Below are 15,830 nucleotides of genomic sequence, written 5' to 3'. Positions count from 1 at the left end.
GCGAAGGAACAATGCAGCCGCGGGGCGTCTTCGTTCACGGCCCGGAAGAAATCTTCCGCGGCCGCGGGCAGCACCCGGTTCGATAATCCGCGCATGACCCGAGTTGCCGTGATCGAGGACGACCTGCCCACCAGCAACCAGCTCGCCGGCTGGATCCGCGCGGCGCGGCCCGGCATCGTGGTGGACCAGTGGTTCGACCGCGACGGCGCCGAGGCCGCCCTGGAGCGCGAGGCCTACGACGTGGTGCTGCTGGACATCGAGCTCGGTCGCGAGCGCCATGCCGGCGTCGCCCTGATCAACGCGATCAACAAGCGGCGCGCCGGCGTGCCGGTGCTGGTGGTGTCGGCGATGCCGGCGGCGATCTACCGCAGCATCATGAAGGCGCTCGATGCCTGGGACTACCTGCAGAAGACCACCTTCGAGGAGGCCGACTTCATCGAGACCTTTCTCGAGATCCTGCGGGTGGCACGCGAGCGTCGCGCGCAGCAGGACGCGCCCGCCACGCCCGCGGCCGAACTCTCGCTCGACCCACTCTGGCAGCGCACACCCACGTGGCGGGGCCAGCGCATCAACCTGCCGCTGACGGCGCAGCGCATTCTGGCCACGCTGTACCAGCGGCGGGGCGAAGTGGTCTCGTACGAGGACCTGTTTGACGTGGTGAAGAGCGGGCGCAACCGCGACAACGTCCGCAAGCACGTCAGCACCATCCGCGATGCCTTGCGCGAAGCGGACGCCAGCTTCGAGGCGATCGAGAACGTGCCGATGCGCGGCTTCCGCTGGGTGGACGGCGGCCGCCCGCGGCCATGAAGCGCCCGCCGCTCGCGCTACCCGAGCTCGCCGTGCCGCGCGAGGTCCCGCGCCTCGGCCTGGCCTCGTTTCGCCGCCGCATCCTCATTCGCCTGGTGTTCCTGCTGCTGGCACTGGCCACGCTGGCGCTGGCCGTGGTGCTGCTGCAGGACGAGAAGGCGCGCATCTACGGCAACTACCGGCAAGGCTTTCGCCAGACGCAGGCGGACCTGCTCGCGCGGCTGCGGCAGCCTTCGGGCCAGCTCGCGCTGCTGAATCCCGGCACCGCCGCGGCCACCCTCCCGCTGCGGCCGCTGGTGCTGCCCTATGCGTCGCTCGACATCGACGACCCGGGTCGCGCGCAGCAGGCCGTGGACACCGCCGGCTGCTCGGTCGTTTACCCCGACGACAGCGCGCTGTGCGTGGCGGTCGGCAGCAATGCGTATGCGGGGGGATTCATCTATCTCGTGGGCAGCTTTGCCAGCGGCGATCTTGTGGGCCGCGAGCCCGGCGATCCCGACCTGCTGGCCGTGCACCGCGCGCGCATCCGGCTGGAGATGCGCGGTGAGCTGCGCACCTGGATGGCCCCCTTCGAGCGGCAGTCGCTCCGGGGCGAGCCACTGGTGCGCGGCCGCCTCATTGCCTTCGCGCACGACGACCACCAGCTCGCACCGGATGCCCAGCCGGTGCGCGACTTTCGCGCCAGCGTGTGGCAAAGCGCCTCGTGCAGCGGCGGTGGCGAGCCGCCCGACTGCCTGCGGCGCGTGTCGTACGCGATCCGCCTGCCGGCCGAGGCCTTCCGCGCCGCGCTCGCCTCGGGCCGGCTCGACTGGCCGCCGCCGGACCTCGATCGCATCCGCGTGCAGTTGCAGATCCTGCCGCCGGAAAGCGAGAAGCCTCTCTTCGACAGCAATGCGCCCGGCGCAGTGGCGCCGCCCTTGCTGCCGGACCTGGACCGCTTCCTGCAACCGGGCGAAGTGATGACCATCACGCGGCAGGACCGCGACCGCGCCACCCCCATCGCCACCGTGAAGGCGCGCGAGGAAGCGGGCGGCCAGAGCTCGCCGCTGATCCTGCGCCTGATCGACCTGCTGCCGGTGGCGGCGCAGCCCGGCACGGTGAGCGCGCGCGAGACGCTCGCCACGCCGCTGGGTCGCTACGAGGCGCGGCTGACCGGCGATGCGCGCGGCATCGACCGCGGCCTGGGCGTGGTGGCCACGCGCATGTCCTGGTACGTGGCGGCGATGCTGGGGGCGATCGCCCTCGCGTGGTTCGTGATCGAGGTGGGCCTGATCCGGCGCATCGCGGTGCTGACGCAGCGCGCCGCCGCGGTCTCGTACAAGGTGCAACGCGACGCGGGTGGCGACGCCGGCATCGTCGAACTCGATGTCTCCGACCTGCGCGGGCGCGACGAGCTGGGCATCCTCGCCGGCGGCCTCGCGGATCTGCTGCAGCGGGTGAAGGGCGACGTGCAGCGCGAACAGTTGCGGGCGCAACGAGAGCGCGACATGCTGCAGGCGGTGGGCCACGAGATCCTGTCGCCGCTGCAATCCTTGATGGTGCTGCACCCGGATGCGGCCGATCCCGCGCACCGCTACGTACAGCGCATGCAGCAGGCCGTGCGCGTGCTGTATGGCCAGGCTTCGCCCGGCGAGGCGCTGGCGGCTGCGCAGCTGGAGCTGGCGGGGCTGGACCTCGACGCGTTCCTGCGCGAGGTGGCCGCGAATGCCCGCTTCGCCGGCATCGACGACGTGCACTACATCGCGTCCGATTCACCGGTGCCGGTGCGCGCCGATGGCTTCTCGCTGGAAGACGTGGTGACGCACATCCTGAGCAATGCCGACCGGCATCGAACGGCCGGCACGCCGATCACGCTGAGCCTGCAGGTGCGCGAAGGCCAGGCGGTCGCCGGCGTGCACAACCAGGGCCGCGCGATTCCCGAGGCGCTGCTGGAGCGCATCTTCGACTACGGCGTCAGCGCGGCGGCGGCGGACGAGGGCATCGGCCAGCGCGGCCAGGGGCTGTTCGTGGCACGCACCTACATGGCCAAGATGGGCGGCACCGTGCAGGCCGTGAACGTGCAGGACGGCGTCCGGTTCGAGCTGATCTTCCCCCTGCAACGTTAAGCGCGACCTACACGCGCAGGCAGCGCCGCACGCTAGGCTGCGCCCATGCGCATGCCCGCCCTGCTGTGTCGCCGCACGCTGGCCATCGGCGCATTGCTGGCGCTGGTCGCTGCCTGCACGCGGCGGCAGGAGCCCCAGCCGGTGCCGCAGGTTGCCATCCCCACGCCGGCCGAGCCGGCGAACACGCCCGCCCCCGCGCCGGGCGAGCCGGCGCAAGCGCAGGCCGACCCCGAGCGCGACATCGTGCTGTTCACCCTCTGGCACAGCAAGCATGCCGGCGAGGTCGATCCGTTCTCGGGCTACCTCGTCAAGCAGAACGTCGCGCAGGTGGTGCCCACCTACCAGCTGCTGCGCAGCGCCTCGATGTGGAAGGAGTGCCATGCCGAGCCCTTCGAGGTGCCGCCGACCGCCGAATGGGACAAGGTCCGTGACCTGCTGGTCCTGCTGCGCGAATTGCGCGCGCAGCAGGTGCTGCCTGGCTTCGAGGTGGTCTCGGCTTATCGCGACCCGCGGCTGAACCGCTGTGCCGGCGGCGCGCCCGGCAGTTCGCACCAGAAGTTCGCGGTCGACATCGCCCCGCTCACGCCTGCGCAGGGCGCGCGCCTGTGCCGCTTCTGGCGCGAGGAGGGCCGCAAGTGGGACATGGGCGTGAGCCGCTACCCCAGCGGCCGCATCCACATCGACCGCAACGGCTACCGGACCTGGGGCGCGAACTACAAGCGCGGCAGCAGCTACTGCCTCTGAGCGATCGTTGCGGGCGCAAGAATGCGATGCGCCCCGGCGGATGACGTACGACAGAGGACGCGCACGCCTTCGTTGCGTGCAGCGTCCAGCCCACAGCGCAAGCCGCCCGTCGTCACCCGCCTACCGCCCGCCCCGTGCGCACCGCTCGTTCCTCCTTTGGTGCCTTGTCCTGCCGGACCGCGGTTTGTTACGGTGTGTATCGGAATCGCAAAACAAATCGCCGACCCGTCCGGCGCGGAGGAGTCAATGTTGGGAGGACGCCTGTCTTCGATCGTGCGTGCACAGCGCGCACGCACCCGGCGCCACGCGGCGTGGACCGCGGCACTGCTGCTGATTTCCCTGTCGCTGCCGACGGCGGCGAACACACCCACGGTGCCGTCCGCCACCGCCGCACAGCTGGAGTGGCGCTTGCCGGCGAGCCCGCCCATGCCGCCCGACAACCCCGGCACGCCGGCGCGCATCCAGCTTGGCAAGGCGCTGTTCTTCGATCCGCGCCTCTCCGGCAGCGGCACCACGTCGTGCGCGAGTTGCCACAACCCGGCGCTCGGCTGGTCCGATGGCCTCAAGACGGCGGTGGGCGTCGGCGGCCAGGTGCTGGCCCGCGCCACGCCGACGGTGGTCAACACCGCGTTCAATACGCAATTCATGTGGGACGGACGCAAGAAGTCGCTGGAAGACCAGGCGCTCGGGCCGATGAAGGCCAGGGACGAAATGGACACCGACTTCGCCACGCTGTTCGAGCGGCTGCGCGGGCTGCCTGCCTACGTGGCCCTGTTCGACGAGGCCTATCCGCGCGAAGGCATCACCGAGGAAACGATCGCCAAGGCACTCGCGACCTTCGAGCGCACGCTGGTCTCCAGCGATTCGCCCTTCGACCGCTGGCTGGCCGGCGACGCGCAGGCGCTGACGCCAGCGCAGTGGCGCGGCTTCCAGGTCTTCGCGAATCCGGACAAGGGCAATTGCGCGGCCTGCCACAACGGCCCCAACTTCACCGACAACGGCTTTCACAACATCGGCATCGCCGCCAGCGGCAAGCCGGACCCGGGCCGCTTCGGCGTGCGCCCGGTCGCCAGCATGAAGGGCGCCTTCAAGACGCCGACGCTGCGCGACATCGAGCTCACCGCGCCTTACTTCCGCGACGGCTCCGCCGCCACGTTGCGCGAGGTGGTCGACCACTACGTGCGCGGCGGCGACGACCGCAGCAACCTCTCGACCAACATGAAGCCGCTGCACCTGTCGGAGCAGGAGAAAGAAGACCTGGTGGCCTTCCTGCGCTCGCTCACCGGCCAGCGCACCGCGTTCGTGATGCCGGAGCTGCCGCGATGAGCCCGCGCCCGGAGTACCGGTGAGCGCCGTCCTCACCGCCGTCCTGCCGCCGCCCTTGCGGTCCACGCCCGCCGCTGCCGCCCCGCGCAAGGCCAGCGCGGTGTCGCACTGGAAGCGGCAGGTCACCGGCTTTGCCTGGGCGATGACGCTGCTGGTCCTGCTGCTGGCAGCCGGGTCGGGCACCGCCCTGTGGAAGGTGCTGTCGCAGGTCGCCGCCGACGAACTCGCCAGCCACGAACGCAACCGTGCCGCCAGCGCGGCGCGCATGGCCGTCGTGGAAGTGGACAGCCTGCTCGCGCAGGTGGTGGCGCAGGCGGATCCGGTGCGGCTGCGCGCGGCGGCGGTCGCCTCGATCTCGGCGGCCGCGCACCTGGAAGACGCGGTGACCGCGCTGCTGCGCGCCATTCCCGACAGTGCGGAGGTCCGCGACATGGCGCGCCTGGTCGAGGGCGTGAAGGGCCCGCGCGTGAACGTGATCGTGCAGGCGCGCAATGGCGCACGGGACCAGGCGCAGCAGTCACTGGACCAGATCGCCGGAACGCTGCAGCGCATCGACCAACTGTCGGCCGCCATTCTCGAGGCGGAAGCCGAGCGCCAGCAGGCGGCGGCGAGACAACGCGATCGGCTGTTGCGCGACGTACTCACCGGGCTGGTGGGGGCGACGCTGCTGTGCGCGCTGCTGGTGTTCGTCTTTCACCGGCGCCTGATGCAGCGCTTCACGCGCAGCGACCAGGTGGAACAGTTGCTAGAAGAAGTCGCGCACAGCGCCGGCTCGCTCGATGCGGGCGGCTGCGAGCTGGACCAGGTGAACCGCGAGGTGCAGCAGGCCAACGAGCGGCTGCGCGTGCTGCTGGAAGGCTTCGAGGCCTCGGCCGGCGCGATCACCCACGAGGCGCATCGCTCGCTGCAGGAACTGCAGGCCTTGAGCGCCACCTGTCACACCTCTGCCGCTTCGTCGCGTGAGCACGCCGGTGCCGCCGGCGCCCTGGCGGAGCGCATCACGGCGACCGGCGAGGAGACGCGCAGGCTGCTGGCATCGACCGGCGCGCTCGTCCGCAGCTGCGAAGCGATCGGCCATTTCGCGCAGGAGATCGGCGGCATCTCGGCCACCACGCGGCTGCTGTCGCTGAACGCCGCGGTGGAAGCGGCGCGTGCCGGCGCGGCCGGTCGCGGCTTCGGCGTGATCGCCTCCGCGGTGCGCGAGCTGTCCGGAAACACCCAGGCCGCCGCCGTGCAGATCGCGCGCGCCAGCCAGGACATCGCGCAGCAGCTGGCCGCCACGACCGAGGCGGTGCGCCTGACCGGCAGCTTCATGGACGATTGCGCCGAGCGCGTGAAGACGCTCGATGCCTCCGCCCGCGCCAGCCGCGAGGTGGTGGAAGGACTGGCGCACGAGGTGCAGGGCTTCGGCCGCTCCTTCCAGCGCCAGGCCGAGGTGATCGGTGCGATGGAACACGAATCGCAAGAGTTGGTGGAAGTGCTGCGCGAAGGCCAGCGTCACGCGCAACTGCTGGACGCCACCTCGCGGGCGATGACCCAGACCTCGGCGGCGCTCTCGCAGCGGCTGTCGGGGCTGCAAGCTTGATCTTGAAGAGAGGAAGTTGAAGTCATGAAGAAGAACCGCATCCTGTGCCTGGCGGCCCTGCCGCTGGCGATGCTTGCCGTGCCGGCGCTGGCCGGCGACCACGTGGTCAGCCAGAAAGGCAAGGCCTTCTCTGCCGCGAAGATGAGCGTGAAGGTGGGCGAGAGCGTCACCTTCGTCAACGACGATCCGTTCGCCCACAACGTGTTCTCGCTGTCGGACACCAAGAGCTTCGACCTCGGCTCCTATGGGCAAGGCCAGAGCAAGACCGTGCAGATGGACAAGCCGGGCGTGATCGAAGTCGAGTGCGCCGTGCACCCGGACATGAAGATGCTGATCGAGGTGCAGAAGTGAAGTGGCTGCTGGCGGCCGCGTTGCTCGCACTCACGGGGCAACTGCAGGCCGCGAACACGGCGGCGGAGGTCGAGTCGCTTGGCAACGGCCCCCTGCTGCCGCGCGATGGCGCGGACGCGGCGGTGTTTCGCGGCGGGGTGGTGTTCGCCAACTACTGCGTGACCTGCCACGGCATCAACGCCGACGGCAACGGCCGCGCCGCGCGGCTGTACAACCCGAGGCCGGCGAACCTGCGTGCCAGCGACAAGAACGAGCAGTACATGCTGCTGATCATCCGCAACGGCGGCCAGGCGATGGCCCGCTCGCAGTTCATGCCGCCCTGGGGCAGCGAACTGACCGACGAACAGATGCGCGACGTCGTGAGCTACCTGCGCTCGATCAACGTTGCGGGGAAGTAAGGGCTGCTGAAACCGGGCGGATGCCCGTATTTCGATTGCCTAGTTGAACCGAACTTCCTTGTGCTCGCCCATCTCTGGCCGGCTGCCGGTGGCGGCGGCCGTGCCCATCTTGATCATCTGCAGCAGCTTGTTCTCCTTCACGTTCCAGTATTCGGCTTCGGAGATGCGGACCTCCACCAGTTCCATGTTCGGGTCCTCGGGGCCGTTCGGGAACCAGGCCTTCGCGGCGGTGTTGAAGAGGTACTTCTTCTTCGCGATGTCGTCCACCACGCGCGCGTTGCCGCTGACCGAAACCCAGGTGTCCTGGCCCGGGTTCGCATAGGACAGGTTGACGTTGCCGTCCTGCTGCAGGCGCTGGCCCATCTCGGTGGACCGGGCGACGAAGAAGTAGAGGCAGCCGTCGGAACCCAGCTCCTTGTTCTGCGTGGTGAGCGGGTGCGAATGCAGCGAGCCGTCGGCGTGGCGGTGCGCCAGCATGCAGAAACGCGTTTCCTTGATCAGGTTCCACAAGGCTTCGTGCTGGTTCGTGTCGTTCATTGGTATTCCTTTTTCGGTCCTGCGACCATCCTCGCGCGCAGGCCCATGCAGCGTCGTCGGGGGCGCCTGCGTCCGCGTGTGCGGGCAGACCGACACGCACGGCCTCGTGGCGCGGCCGTGCCATGCAGGTTTTCCGCGATGCCTGGGGCGGGGCATCGGGTTCGACCTGCTGCGCGGCAGCTCGGGAACCGTTGAGCTTGGCCGGGCTCAGCGCCAGCCTACGTAAAAAGTGCTCGCTAGCGCGGGCATTCCAGCGGATGAGCGTCATGGGAGCCGGGCGCTTGGCGACGCCGGGCATACGCCGAAAGCTTTCGCTGCATAGGACAGGTCCTATGCCGGCTCGGCCTGCATCCCGCCTTGGAATCGGTGCCCGCCGAGCCTGCGATACAGCATGCGCTGATCCCAAGGCGCCTGCGTCTCGCCGATAGTGAATGCATGCCAAGAGGCAGCCAATCACAGACCGCGGAGAGCACCATGTTCGAAACCACGACCAACGCCTACCAGCTTTGCTTCCGTTCGCTGTTCCACAGCGGCCGCGGGTACGCCTTCCCGTGCGACCCGAAGGGCCAGGTCAACATGGACGCGATGAGCGAGTCCGCTCGCAACAATTACCTGTACGCCCGCGCCATGGTCGGCCGCGAGCTGTCGGTGCCGGCCGTCGAATCGCGGCTGCACTGAAGCGCTACTCACAGCAAAGGTGCCGCGCGCTGCGCGGCCTTGCCTACACGCAGCGCGGCCCCGCGCTGATGTCGGCATCGCGGCAGCCGCCTAGCATCGGGCTCATGGAGATCAAGATGTCCGACCTGAACAACGCCAACCCGCATCCGCCCGAAGAGGCCCAGGCGAAGCTGCGCGAAGCCGAAGAACGCAGTCGCCAGCTCAATACGCCCGAACGCACCAACGATTCGACCATCCAGCCCGAGAAGCCGGACCCCAAGATCCTCGACGGCTTCCACGGCGGGTGAGCCCGGCCGCCGAGCCGCTGCGGCTTGCACTGCCGGAAGGCGCCACCACCTCGGCCCTGCTGGACCTGCCGGACCCTCCGCATGCGGCCCTCGTACTGGCGCATGGCGCCGGCGCAGGCATGCAGCACATGTTCCTTGCCTCGCTCGCGCAGGGATTGGCCGAGCGCCACATCGCCACGCTGCGCTTCCAGTTTCCCTTTGCCGAACACGGTGTCAAGCGGCCCGATTCGCCGGCACGCGCCCAGGCCACCGTGCGCTGCGCGGTGGCGGAAGCGGCGCGCCGCTTGCCGGGTGTGCCGCTGTTCGCGGGCGGCAAGTCCTTCGGTGGCCGCATGAGTTCGCAGGCGCAAGCGGAAGAGCCGCTGGCCGGCGTGCGCGGCCTGGTCTTCGTGGGCTTTCCGCTGCACCCGGCCAGCAAGCCTGCCACGGCGCGGGCCGCGCACCTGCAGCAGGTGCAATTGCCCATGCTGTTCCTGCAAGGCACGCGGGATGCACTGGCCGACCTCGGATTGATCCGGCAGGTGCACGCCAGCCTGGGCGCGCGCGCGACGCTGCACGTGGTGGAAGGTGCGGACCATGCGTTCCATGTGCTGGCACGTTCGGGGCGCACGGATGCGCAGGTGCTGCAGGAACTGCTGGATGCGACGGCGCGGTGGATGGCCAGCGTGACGCCCGGCGGGTAATACCCGATCCGCGCGAGGCCCGGCACGCGGGATACTGCGCCGCATGACCGAGGCCCTTGCTCCGGCGGCATACACGTCGCCCACCGATCGCGTGCAGGTCTGGACCGAAACGTCCACGCTGCACATCCGCTTCAACAATCCCGCCAAGCACAACGCGCTGTCCGTGGACATGTGGCAGGCGATCCCGCCGCTGCTGGCGCAGGCCGAGGACGACCCCGCCGTGCGGCTGGTGGTGTTCTCGGGCGCCGGCGAAAAGGCGTTCGTCTCGGGCGCCGACATCTCGCAGTTCGAGGACATGCGGGCGGCGCGCGAGGCCGTCAAGGTCTACGAGGTGCTGGCCGAGGAAGCGCTGATGGCGATCTACCGCTGCGGCAAGCCCACGCTCGCCTGCATCCGCGGCTTCTGCATCGGCGGCGGCGTCAACGTGGCGATCAGCTGCGACTTCCGCATTGCCAGCAGCGATTCCGTGTTCTCCATTCCGGCGGCGCGACTCGGGCTGGGCTACCGCTATTCGGCGCTGAAGAACCTGGTGAACCTGGTGGGCGTCGGCGTCGCCAAGGACCTGTTCTTCACGGCCCGCAAGATCGACGCGGCCGAGGCCAGGTCGGTCGGCCTGGTCACGCGGGTGGCCGCGCCCGAGGCGCTGGGCGAACTGCTCGCCGAATACACCACGACCCTGGCCGCCAACGCCCCGCTGACCGTGCATGCGGGCAAGAAGATCATCGAGGAGATGCTCAAGGACGATGCCGACCTCGACATGGACCGGTGCAAGCGCCTGATCCTCGACTGCTTCGAGAGCGAGGATTACGCCGAAGGCCGCCGCGCCTTCATGGAAAAGCGCAAGCCCGTGTTCCGTGGCCACTGACATGCGCGTGCTTGCCACCAGCCTGGCGCTGGCTTTCGCATTCGGCGGCCCGGTCGCGGCGCAGACCGCCGCGCCGACCACGAACTGGCCCGACCGGCCGATCCGTCTCGTCGTGGGCTTCACGCCCGGCGGCGCGGCCGACTACGTGGGCCGCAGCGTCGGCGACGCGCTGGCACGTGCCTTGGGCCAGCCGGTCATCATCGACAACAAGCCCGGCGCCGGTTCCAGCCTGGCCGCCGACTTCGTCGCCAGGGCAGCGCCCGATGGCTACACCGTGCTGATCGCCAGCCCCAGCGCGATCTCGGTCAATCCCGCGATCGATCCCAAGCGGGCGCCCACGGCGCACAGCCTGGTCCCGGTGGCGAAGCTCACGGCCTCGCCGCTGGTGGTGGCGGCGAATCCGCAGATCGGCGTGAAGTCGATTCCCGAGCTGATCGCCTATGCGAAGAAGAACCCGGGCAAGGTCAACTTCGCGCATGCGGGGATGGGCTCGGCGCCGCACCTGGGTGGCGTGCTGTTCAACCAGCTGGCCGGCACCGACCTCACCGGCATTCCCTTCAAGGGCGGCGGCCCCTCGGTGCAGTCGGTGATTGCCGGCGACACGCAGGTGACCTTTGCCACGCCGCCCTCGGTGCTGCCACAGATCAAGGCCGGGCGCCTGGTGGGCCTGGGCGTGACGACCGCGGATCGCTTCCCGCTGGTGCCCGAGCTGCCCGGCATGAAGGAGGCGGGCCTGCCGAATTACCGCATCGACTTCTGGTACGGCTTCTTCGTGCCGCAGGGCACGCCGCCCGAAGTCGTGAAGAAGCTGTTCGACGCCGCGCAGCTCGCGCTGCAAAAGCCGGAAGTGAAGGCGGCGCTGGCCCGCGAGGGCACCGACGTCTCGCCTTCGTCCTCACCAGCGGAGTTCGCTTCCTTCGTGCGGGAGGAGAACCGGTTCTGGGCCAAGCTGGCCAAGGATTCGGGGGCGAAGGCGGAGTGATTTCCTGACTTGGCAGGGTGGGTTGCGGCGAAGCCGGGACCCAGAGGGTGTAGGCTGGGATGCGCGCGAAGCCGCACCCCAGCGGGCGCGCAGCGCGTCACTGGACCGCCGCACGGTGGAGCTCGCTGCGCGAGATCCACCCTACGAGGGCAAGGACCGCCCGAGGCCGAGGCGGTCCAGATACCACCCCAGCGTGGGCGCCTGCACCAGCAGGCTGAACATCACCACCGCATAGGTCCCCATCACCAGCGTGTCGCGCCCGGAGAATTCGGGCAGCGTCAGGGCCAGCGCCACCGAGATGCCGCCGCGCAGGCCGCCCCAGGTCAGCACCTTCACCGCATGGGGCGTGCGGCGTTTCAGCCAGGGACGCAGGGCGAGCGCGGGCACGCCCACGCTCAGGAAGCGCGCAAGCAGCACCACCGGCACGATGAGGGCCGCGGCCAGCCAGGCGACCTCGTCGCTGCTCCACGCGAGCAGTTGCAGGCCGACCAGTCCGAACAGCACCAGGTTCAGTATTTCGTCGACCAGGTCCCAGAAGGAGAACAGGTGCTCGCGCGTGCGCTCGCTCATCGCGCTGCGGGCGCCGTGGTTGCCGATCACCAGGCCGGCAACCACCACGGTGAGCGGCGCCGAGACATGCAGGTGTTCGGCGAGGCTGTAGCCGGCGGTCGCGAGCGCCAGCGTGATGATGATTTCCACCGGATAGCTGTCCACGCCCTTGAGCATGAAAAAGGCGACATAGCCCAGCGCCAGACCCAGCGCCAGGCCGCCCACGATCTGCACCAGCAGCAGCAGGCCGACCGCGGGCAGCGTCGGCTCGGCGCTGCCGGTGGCGATGCCAAGCAGCACCAGGAAGGCGACCACGCCGGTGCCGTCGTTGAACAGGCTCTCGCCGGCGATGTCCATCTCGAGGGCCTTGGGGACGCCGGCGGTCTTGAGCACGCCCAGCACGGCGATCGGGTCGGTCGGCGAGATCAGCGCCCCGAACAGCAGGCAGTGCTCCAGCCGCACGGGGACGTTCAGGGCCTGCAGCAGTGCATACGCGCCGGCGCCGACGAGCGCAGTGGACAGCACCACGCCGACCGTGGACAGCACCAGCACCGGCAGTTTCTGCCGCGCGAGTTCGGCGATGTTCACGTGCAGGCTGCCCGCGAACAGCAGCACGCTGAGCATGCCGTGCAGCACCAGGTCGGGGAAATCGAAGTGGTCGGCCAGTTCGCGCGCCCAGGCCGAAGCACCGGGCACGGCATTGCCGGCAAAGGCCAGCAGCACCGACACCAGCAGGCCCATCGCCGTGATGCCGACGGTGTCCGGCAGGCGCAGCACGCGATGGTTGAAATAGCCGAGGACCGCGACGGCCGTGAGCAGGATGCCGATGAGTTCGAGAAAGGACATGGCGTGCGCAACGAGGCCGCGCTACCTTAGCCGAATCGCGCCGCGGTCGGGGTACGGCAAGCGGCCCCTGTAGGCTGGGCTGCCGAAGGCACCCCAGCATTTGGTTGCGCGATCGCTGGGGTGTCTGCGGCAGCCCAGCCTACGAAAGCGCCCCAACTTCAGCGCGCCCGCAACTCCGCCCACGACACCAACTCCCCCGCCAACGCGCTCGCCATCACCGTCGCCGGGCTTGCCAGCCACACCTGGCCGGGCCCTGAGCGGCCGGGAAAGTTGCGGTTGATCGCGCTCACCGTGACCTGGCCAGCCGCACTCGAAGACCCCGGGCCGCAGTTCGCGCAGGCGCCGCACGAGGGCTGCAGGATGCGCGCGCCGGCCGCGGCGAAGGTGCGGTCGTAGCCCTGCGCGATGCAGTAGTCGCGCACCGCCGTCGTGCCGTACTGCAGGAACAGCTGCACGTGCGCTGGCACCCTCAGCCCCTGCGCCAGGCCCCAGGCCAGCACCGCGTGGTACTGGTCGAAGTCCTCGCGCTTGCCCGCAGTGCACGAGCCCCCGTAGGCGATGTCCACCGGCACGCGCTCGCGCAGCTCGGACAGCGGCACGCCATTGCCCGGGTCGCCGGGGCGGGCGACCATCGGCGACAGCGCCGCGCAATCCACGCGCAGCACTTCGCTGTAGCGGGCGCCGGCATCGCTCTTCATCCACGGCTCCAGCGTGAAGTCGACGCCGCGGCGCTCGCGCAGGAAGCGCACCGTCTCGGCATCGGGTTCGACGATGCCGGTCAGGCCACCGAGTTCCGCCGTCATGTTGGTGAGCGTCGCGCGTTCGTCGGTGGAGAGCGCGGCCAGCGCGCTGCCGGCAAACTCGAACACCTGGCCGACCCCGCCGCCGGCACGGATGGTGGGCAGCTGCAGCAGGTGCAGCGCGATGTCCTTGGCCGCGACCCCCGGCGGCAGCGTGCCATCGAGCTCGACCCGCAGCACGCGCGGCATCGTCAGGCGAACCGCGCCGGTGACGAACGCATTGGCCATGTCGGTGGTGCCCACCCCGAAGGCGACGCAGCCCAGCGCGCCGCTGTGCGGCGTGTGTGAATCGGTGCCGCAGACCAGTTGCCCGGGCAAGGCATAGTGCTCGGCCATCATCGCGTGCGAGATGCCGGCGCTGTTGCGGCCAGCGTCGCTGCGCGCCTCTTCCTCCGTCAGGGTCCGGTGGTGGCGCAGATCGTAATCAGCGACGAAGACGCGCTGCGCCTCGCACATGCGATGCATGTTGGGCAGCAGCGGCGAGCCGGCATGCGCGGGGCTTTCTTCCAGGTACGAGGTGTGGTCCTCGAACACGACGATCGAGTCCTGGTCGCGCAAGGGGATCGCCGGGCCGAAGGTGGCATGGAGCATGTGCACCGCCATGCCCGTGTAGTACTCATGGATGAAGCGCCAGTCGGCGCGCAAGAAACAGCCTTCGCCCGCCTGCGGAACATCGGGCGTCACCGGCGTGCGCAGCATGTGCCGCTGCACGATCTTCTCGAACAGCGTCAAGGGCCGACCCGCTGCCGGCGTGGCGACGGGCTGCGCGTCGCGCAGATGCTGTTGGCCGAAACGCAGCAGCCCGCCGCTGCGCAGGATCGCCGCGGCCAGCGCGTCGCGCCCGGCCACCAGCTCGGCGATGGGGATCGCCTCGCCGCGCTGCAGCCGCTCGACCAGGCCGAAGTCGGTGGTCGTGAACAGGCCGATGTTGTCGGCGTTCTGGCGGTAGATGCGCTCGAAGCTTTCGGCGATCACCAGCCGGATGCCGGCCAGTTTCTCCGCCGCCGGGCTGTGCTCGCGCGAGCTGCCCTTGCCGTAGCGGCGTCCGCTCACCGTGACCTGGAAGCCGGCGGCCGGCACGGCGCCGGCGGCAATCGGCGTCGCGCCATCGGCGGTGGTGAAGCCGGTGTAGGGAAAGCGCGCGAGGCTTTCGTCGTAGTGCGACATGATGCGCACCGGCGTGATCTCGTCGGTGCTGACGTCGTCACGCAGGGCGCCGGCCTGCGCGCGGGTGAGGCGCTCGCCGGCGAGTTGCGCGCGCATCGCCTCGCCGTCTTGCGACAGGAAGAGGATGCGCGGGGTGGCGCCAAGGTCCAGGGTGTCGTTCATGGTGGGGCCAGGGAGGCGAGATGGTCCACCAGCAGCTGCGCCGCCGGCGCCAGCGACTGGGCGTCGCGAAAGCAGAGGATGAAACGCCGCTCGGCCCAGGGCTCGGCCAGCGGCAGCAGGCGCAGCATGGCGAGCGCGGTGGGGGCTACCACCTCGCGCGGTACCACGCTGATGGCGAGGCCGGCGCGCACCACGCGCAGGGCCGCCTCGAAGTTGCTCACGACCACCCGGTGCTTCACGCTGCGCCCGCGCTGCACCGCCTGGCGCTGCAGCATCAGTTGCACGGCGCTGTTCACCGGCAGGCTCACGTGTTCGTAGTCCAACGTATCGGCGAAGCGCACGGCGCTGCGGCGCGCCAGCGGATGGCCCTTGGGCACGACCACGCACAGGGTGTCGCGGCGATAGGGGCGGGTCTGCAGTCCGGCGTGGTCGGTGGCGTCCCAGCACACGCCCAGAGAAGCCAGTCCTTCGCGGATGCCGCGCACGATCTCCGGGCTGACGCGCTCCTCCAGGTCGACGCGGATGCTGCGATGCGGGCCCTGGCGCAGGAACGTGGCCACGTCGTCGGCCAGCGACTCGGTCATGGCCGACACCGAGGCCAGGATGCGCACCTGGCCGCGGCCGCCCGCCACGTAGGCCTGCATGTCGCGCTCGATCCGCGCGGCGCCATCGAGCATGCCCCGCGCGTGTTCCAGCAGCGTCTGCCCGGCGGCAGTTGGCACCACGCCATGGCGCTTGCGCACCAGCAGCGGCGTGCCCACCTGCTCCTCCAGCCGGGCCAGCCGCTTGCTGATGGCGGAGCCGACGATGCTGGCCTTCTCGCCGGCGCGCGCGATGTTGCCCGTCTCGCAGACGGAGACGTACAGGCGCAGCGTGGTGAGGTCGAAATCGCGCAAGATGTTCCCGATCGGAACGCAGTCGTTCCGAATGGGAGGCAACGGCTCGTTCGGGAAATTCT

The 15,830-nt window shown here is 69.8% G+C and carries 16 protein-coding genes; 12 read left to right on the top strand and 4 right to left on the bottom strand.

Translation table 11 applies throughout. From position 1 onward, the window contains the following. Positions 1-93: 93 nt before the first annotated feature. The 7 genes from JWP60_RS04630 (at position 94) to JWP60_RS04600 (ending at position 7,316) form a co-directional block, all read left to right on the top strand. The gene (locus tag JWP60_RS04630) at positions 94-807 is read left to right on the top strand and encodes a response regulator (RefSeq protein ID WP_299786971.1); all 714 of its coding nucleotides are present in this window, start codon (positions 94-96) and stop codon (positions 805-807) included. Continuing rightward, positions 804-2,912, top strand: a complete 2,109-nt coding sequence (locus JWP60_RS04625) for a HAMP domain-containing sensor histidine kinase (RefSeq protein ID WP_299786968.1) — start codon at positions 804-806, stop codon at positions 2,910-2,912. Before JWP60_RS04630 ends, JWP60_RS04625 begins: the two co-directional genes overlap by 4 nt. 45 nt (positions 2,913-2,957) lie before the next feature. Then, positions 2,958-3,656 carry a D-Ala-D-Ala carboxypeptidase family metallohydrolase gene (locus JWP60_RS04620; protein ID WP_299786965.1) on the top strand — a complete coding sequence of 233 codons (699 nt, stop codon included), beginning with the start codon at positions 2,958-2,960 and terminating at the stop codon, positions 3,654-3,656. 246 nt (positions 3,657-3,902) lie between these two features. Beyond that, on the top strand, positions 3,903-4,982 hold the full coding sequence (locus JWP60_RS04615) for a cytochrome c peroxidase (RefSeq protein WP_299786962.1): 1,080 nt from the start codon (positions 3,903-3,905) through the stop codon (positions 4,980-4,982). Between the two features lie 19 nt (positions 4,983-5,001). Continuing rightward, positions 5,002-6,567 carry a methyl-accepting chemotaxis protein gene (locus JWP60_RS04610; RefSeq protein ID WP_299786959.1) on the top strand — a complete coding sequence of 522 codons (1,566 nt, stop codon included), beginning with the start codon at positions 5,002-5,004 and terminating at the stop codon, positions 6,565-6,567. 24 nt (positions 6,568-6,591) lie between these two features. After that, a complete protein-coding gene (locus tag JWP60_RS04605) occupies positions 6,592-6,918 on the top strand; it encodes a plastocyanin/azurin family copper-binding protein (protein WP_299786956.1) in 327 nt (108 codons plus the stop codon). Continuing rightward, the gene (locus tag JWP60_RS04600) at positions 6,915-7,316 is read left to right on the top strand and encodes a cytochrome c (RefSeq protein ID WP_299786954.1); all 402 of its coding nucleotides are present in this window, start codon (positions 6,915-6,917) and stop codon (positions 7,314-7,316) included. The genes JWP60_RS04605 and JWP60_RS04600 overlap by 4 nt, the downstream gene beginning before the upstream one ends. Positions 7,317-7,355: 39 nt before the next feature. Here the strand turns inward: JWP60_RS04600 and JWP60_RS04595 are convergent, their stop codons facing one another. Next, complete coding sequence (locus tag JWP60_RS04595; RefSeq protein WP_299786951.1) at positions 7,356-7,853, bottom strand: pyridoxamine 5'-phosphate oxidase family protein; 498 nt, start codon at positions 7,851-7,853, stop codon at positions 7,356-7,358. A gap of 474 nt (positions 7,854-8,327) precedes the next feature. Between JWP60_RS04595 and JWP60_RS04590 the strand changes: the two genes are divergently transcribed. From JWP60_RS04590 to JWP60_RS04570, 5 genes are all read left to right on the top strand, one after another. After that, complete coding sequence (locus JWP60_RS04590) at positions 8,328-8,531, top strand: hypothetical protein (protein WP_299786948.1); 204 nt, start codon at positions 8,328-8,330, stop codon at positions 8,529-8,531. Between the two features lie 104 nt (positions 8,532-8,635). Beyond that, the gene (locus JWP60_RS04585) at positions 8,636-8,818 is read left to right on the top strand and encodes a hypothetical protein (RefSeq protein WP_299786945.1); all 183 of its coding nucleotides are present in this window, start codon (positions 8,636-8,638) and stop codon (positions 8,816-8,818) included. After that, positions 8,815-9,501 carry an alpha/beta family hydrolase gene (locus JWP60_RS04580; protein ID WP_299786942.1) on the top strand — a complete coding sequence of 229 codons (687 nt, stop codon included), beginning with the start codon at positions 8,815-8,817 and terminating at the stop codon, positions 9,499-9,501. The genes JWP60_RS04585 and JWP60_RS04580 overlap by 4 nt, the downstream gene beginning before the upstream one ends. Before the next feature lie 43 nt (positions 9,502-9,544). After that, on the top strand, positions 9,545-10,366 hold the full coding sequence (locus JWP60_RS04575; RefSeq protein ID WP_299786938.1) for an enoyl-CoA hydratase: 822 nt from the start codon (positions 9,545-9,547) through the stop codon (positions 10,364-10,366). Further along, positions 10,356-11,348, top strand: coding sequence for a tripartite tricarboxylate transporter substrate binding protein (locus JWP60_RS04570; protein ID WP_299786935.1), 993 nt, complete (start codon positions 10,356-10,358; stop codon positions 11,346-11,348). Before JWP60_RS04575 ends, JWP60_RS04570 begins: the two co-directional genes overlap by 11 nt. A gap of 141 nt (positions 11,349-11,489) precedes the next feature. Here the strand turns inward: JWP60_RS04570 and JWP60_RS04565 are convergent, their stop codons facing one another. The 3 genes from JWP60_RS04565 to JWP60_RS04555 form a co-directional block, all read right to left on the bottom strand. Beyond that, complete coding sequence (locus JWP60_RS04565) at positions 11,490-12,743, bottom strand: sodium:proton antiporter (RefSeq protein ID WP_299786932.1); 1,254 nt, start codon at positions 12,741-12,743, stop codon at positions 11,490-11,492. Positions 12,744-12,901: 158 nt separating this feature from the next. After that, entirely contained in the window at positions 12,902-14,872 is a 1,971-nt protein-coding gene (locus tag JWP60_RS04560) for an aconitase family protein (RefSeq protein WP_299786929.1), read from the bottom strand. After that, the gene (locus tag JWP60_RS04555; protein ID WP_299786926.1) at positions 14,869-15,768 is read right to left on the bottom strand and encodes a LysR family transcriptional regulator; all 900 of its coding nucleotides are present in this window, start codon (positions 15,766-15,768) and stop codon (positions 14,869-14,871) included. Before JWP60_RS04555 ends, JWP60_RS04560 begins: the two co-directional genes overlap by 4 nt. Positions 15,769-15,830: the final 62 nt, after the last annotated feature.

Origin of the sequence: Ramlibacter sp., from assembly GCF_028291745.1 — a bacterium.
GTDB lineage: Bacteria > Pseudomonadota > Gammaproteobacteria > Burkholderiales > Burkholderiaceae_C > Ramlibacter.
The sequence above is the reverse complement of the archived record's forward strand: the minus strand, read 5'-3'. Positions and strand labels throughout refer to the sequence as shown.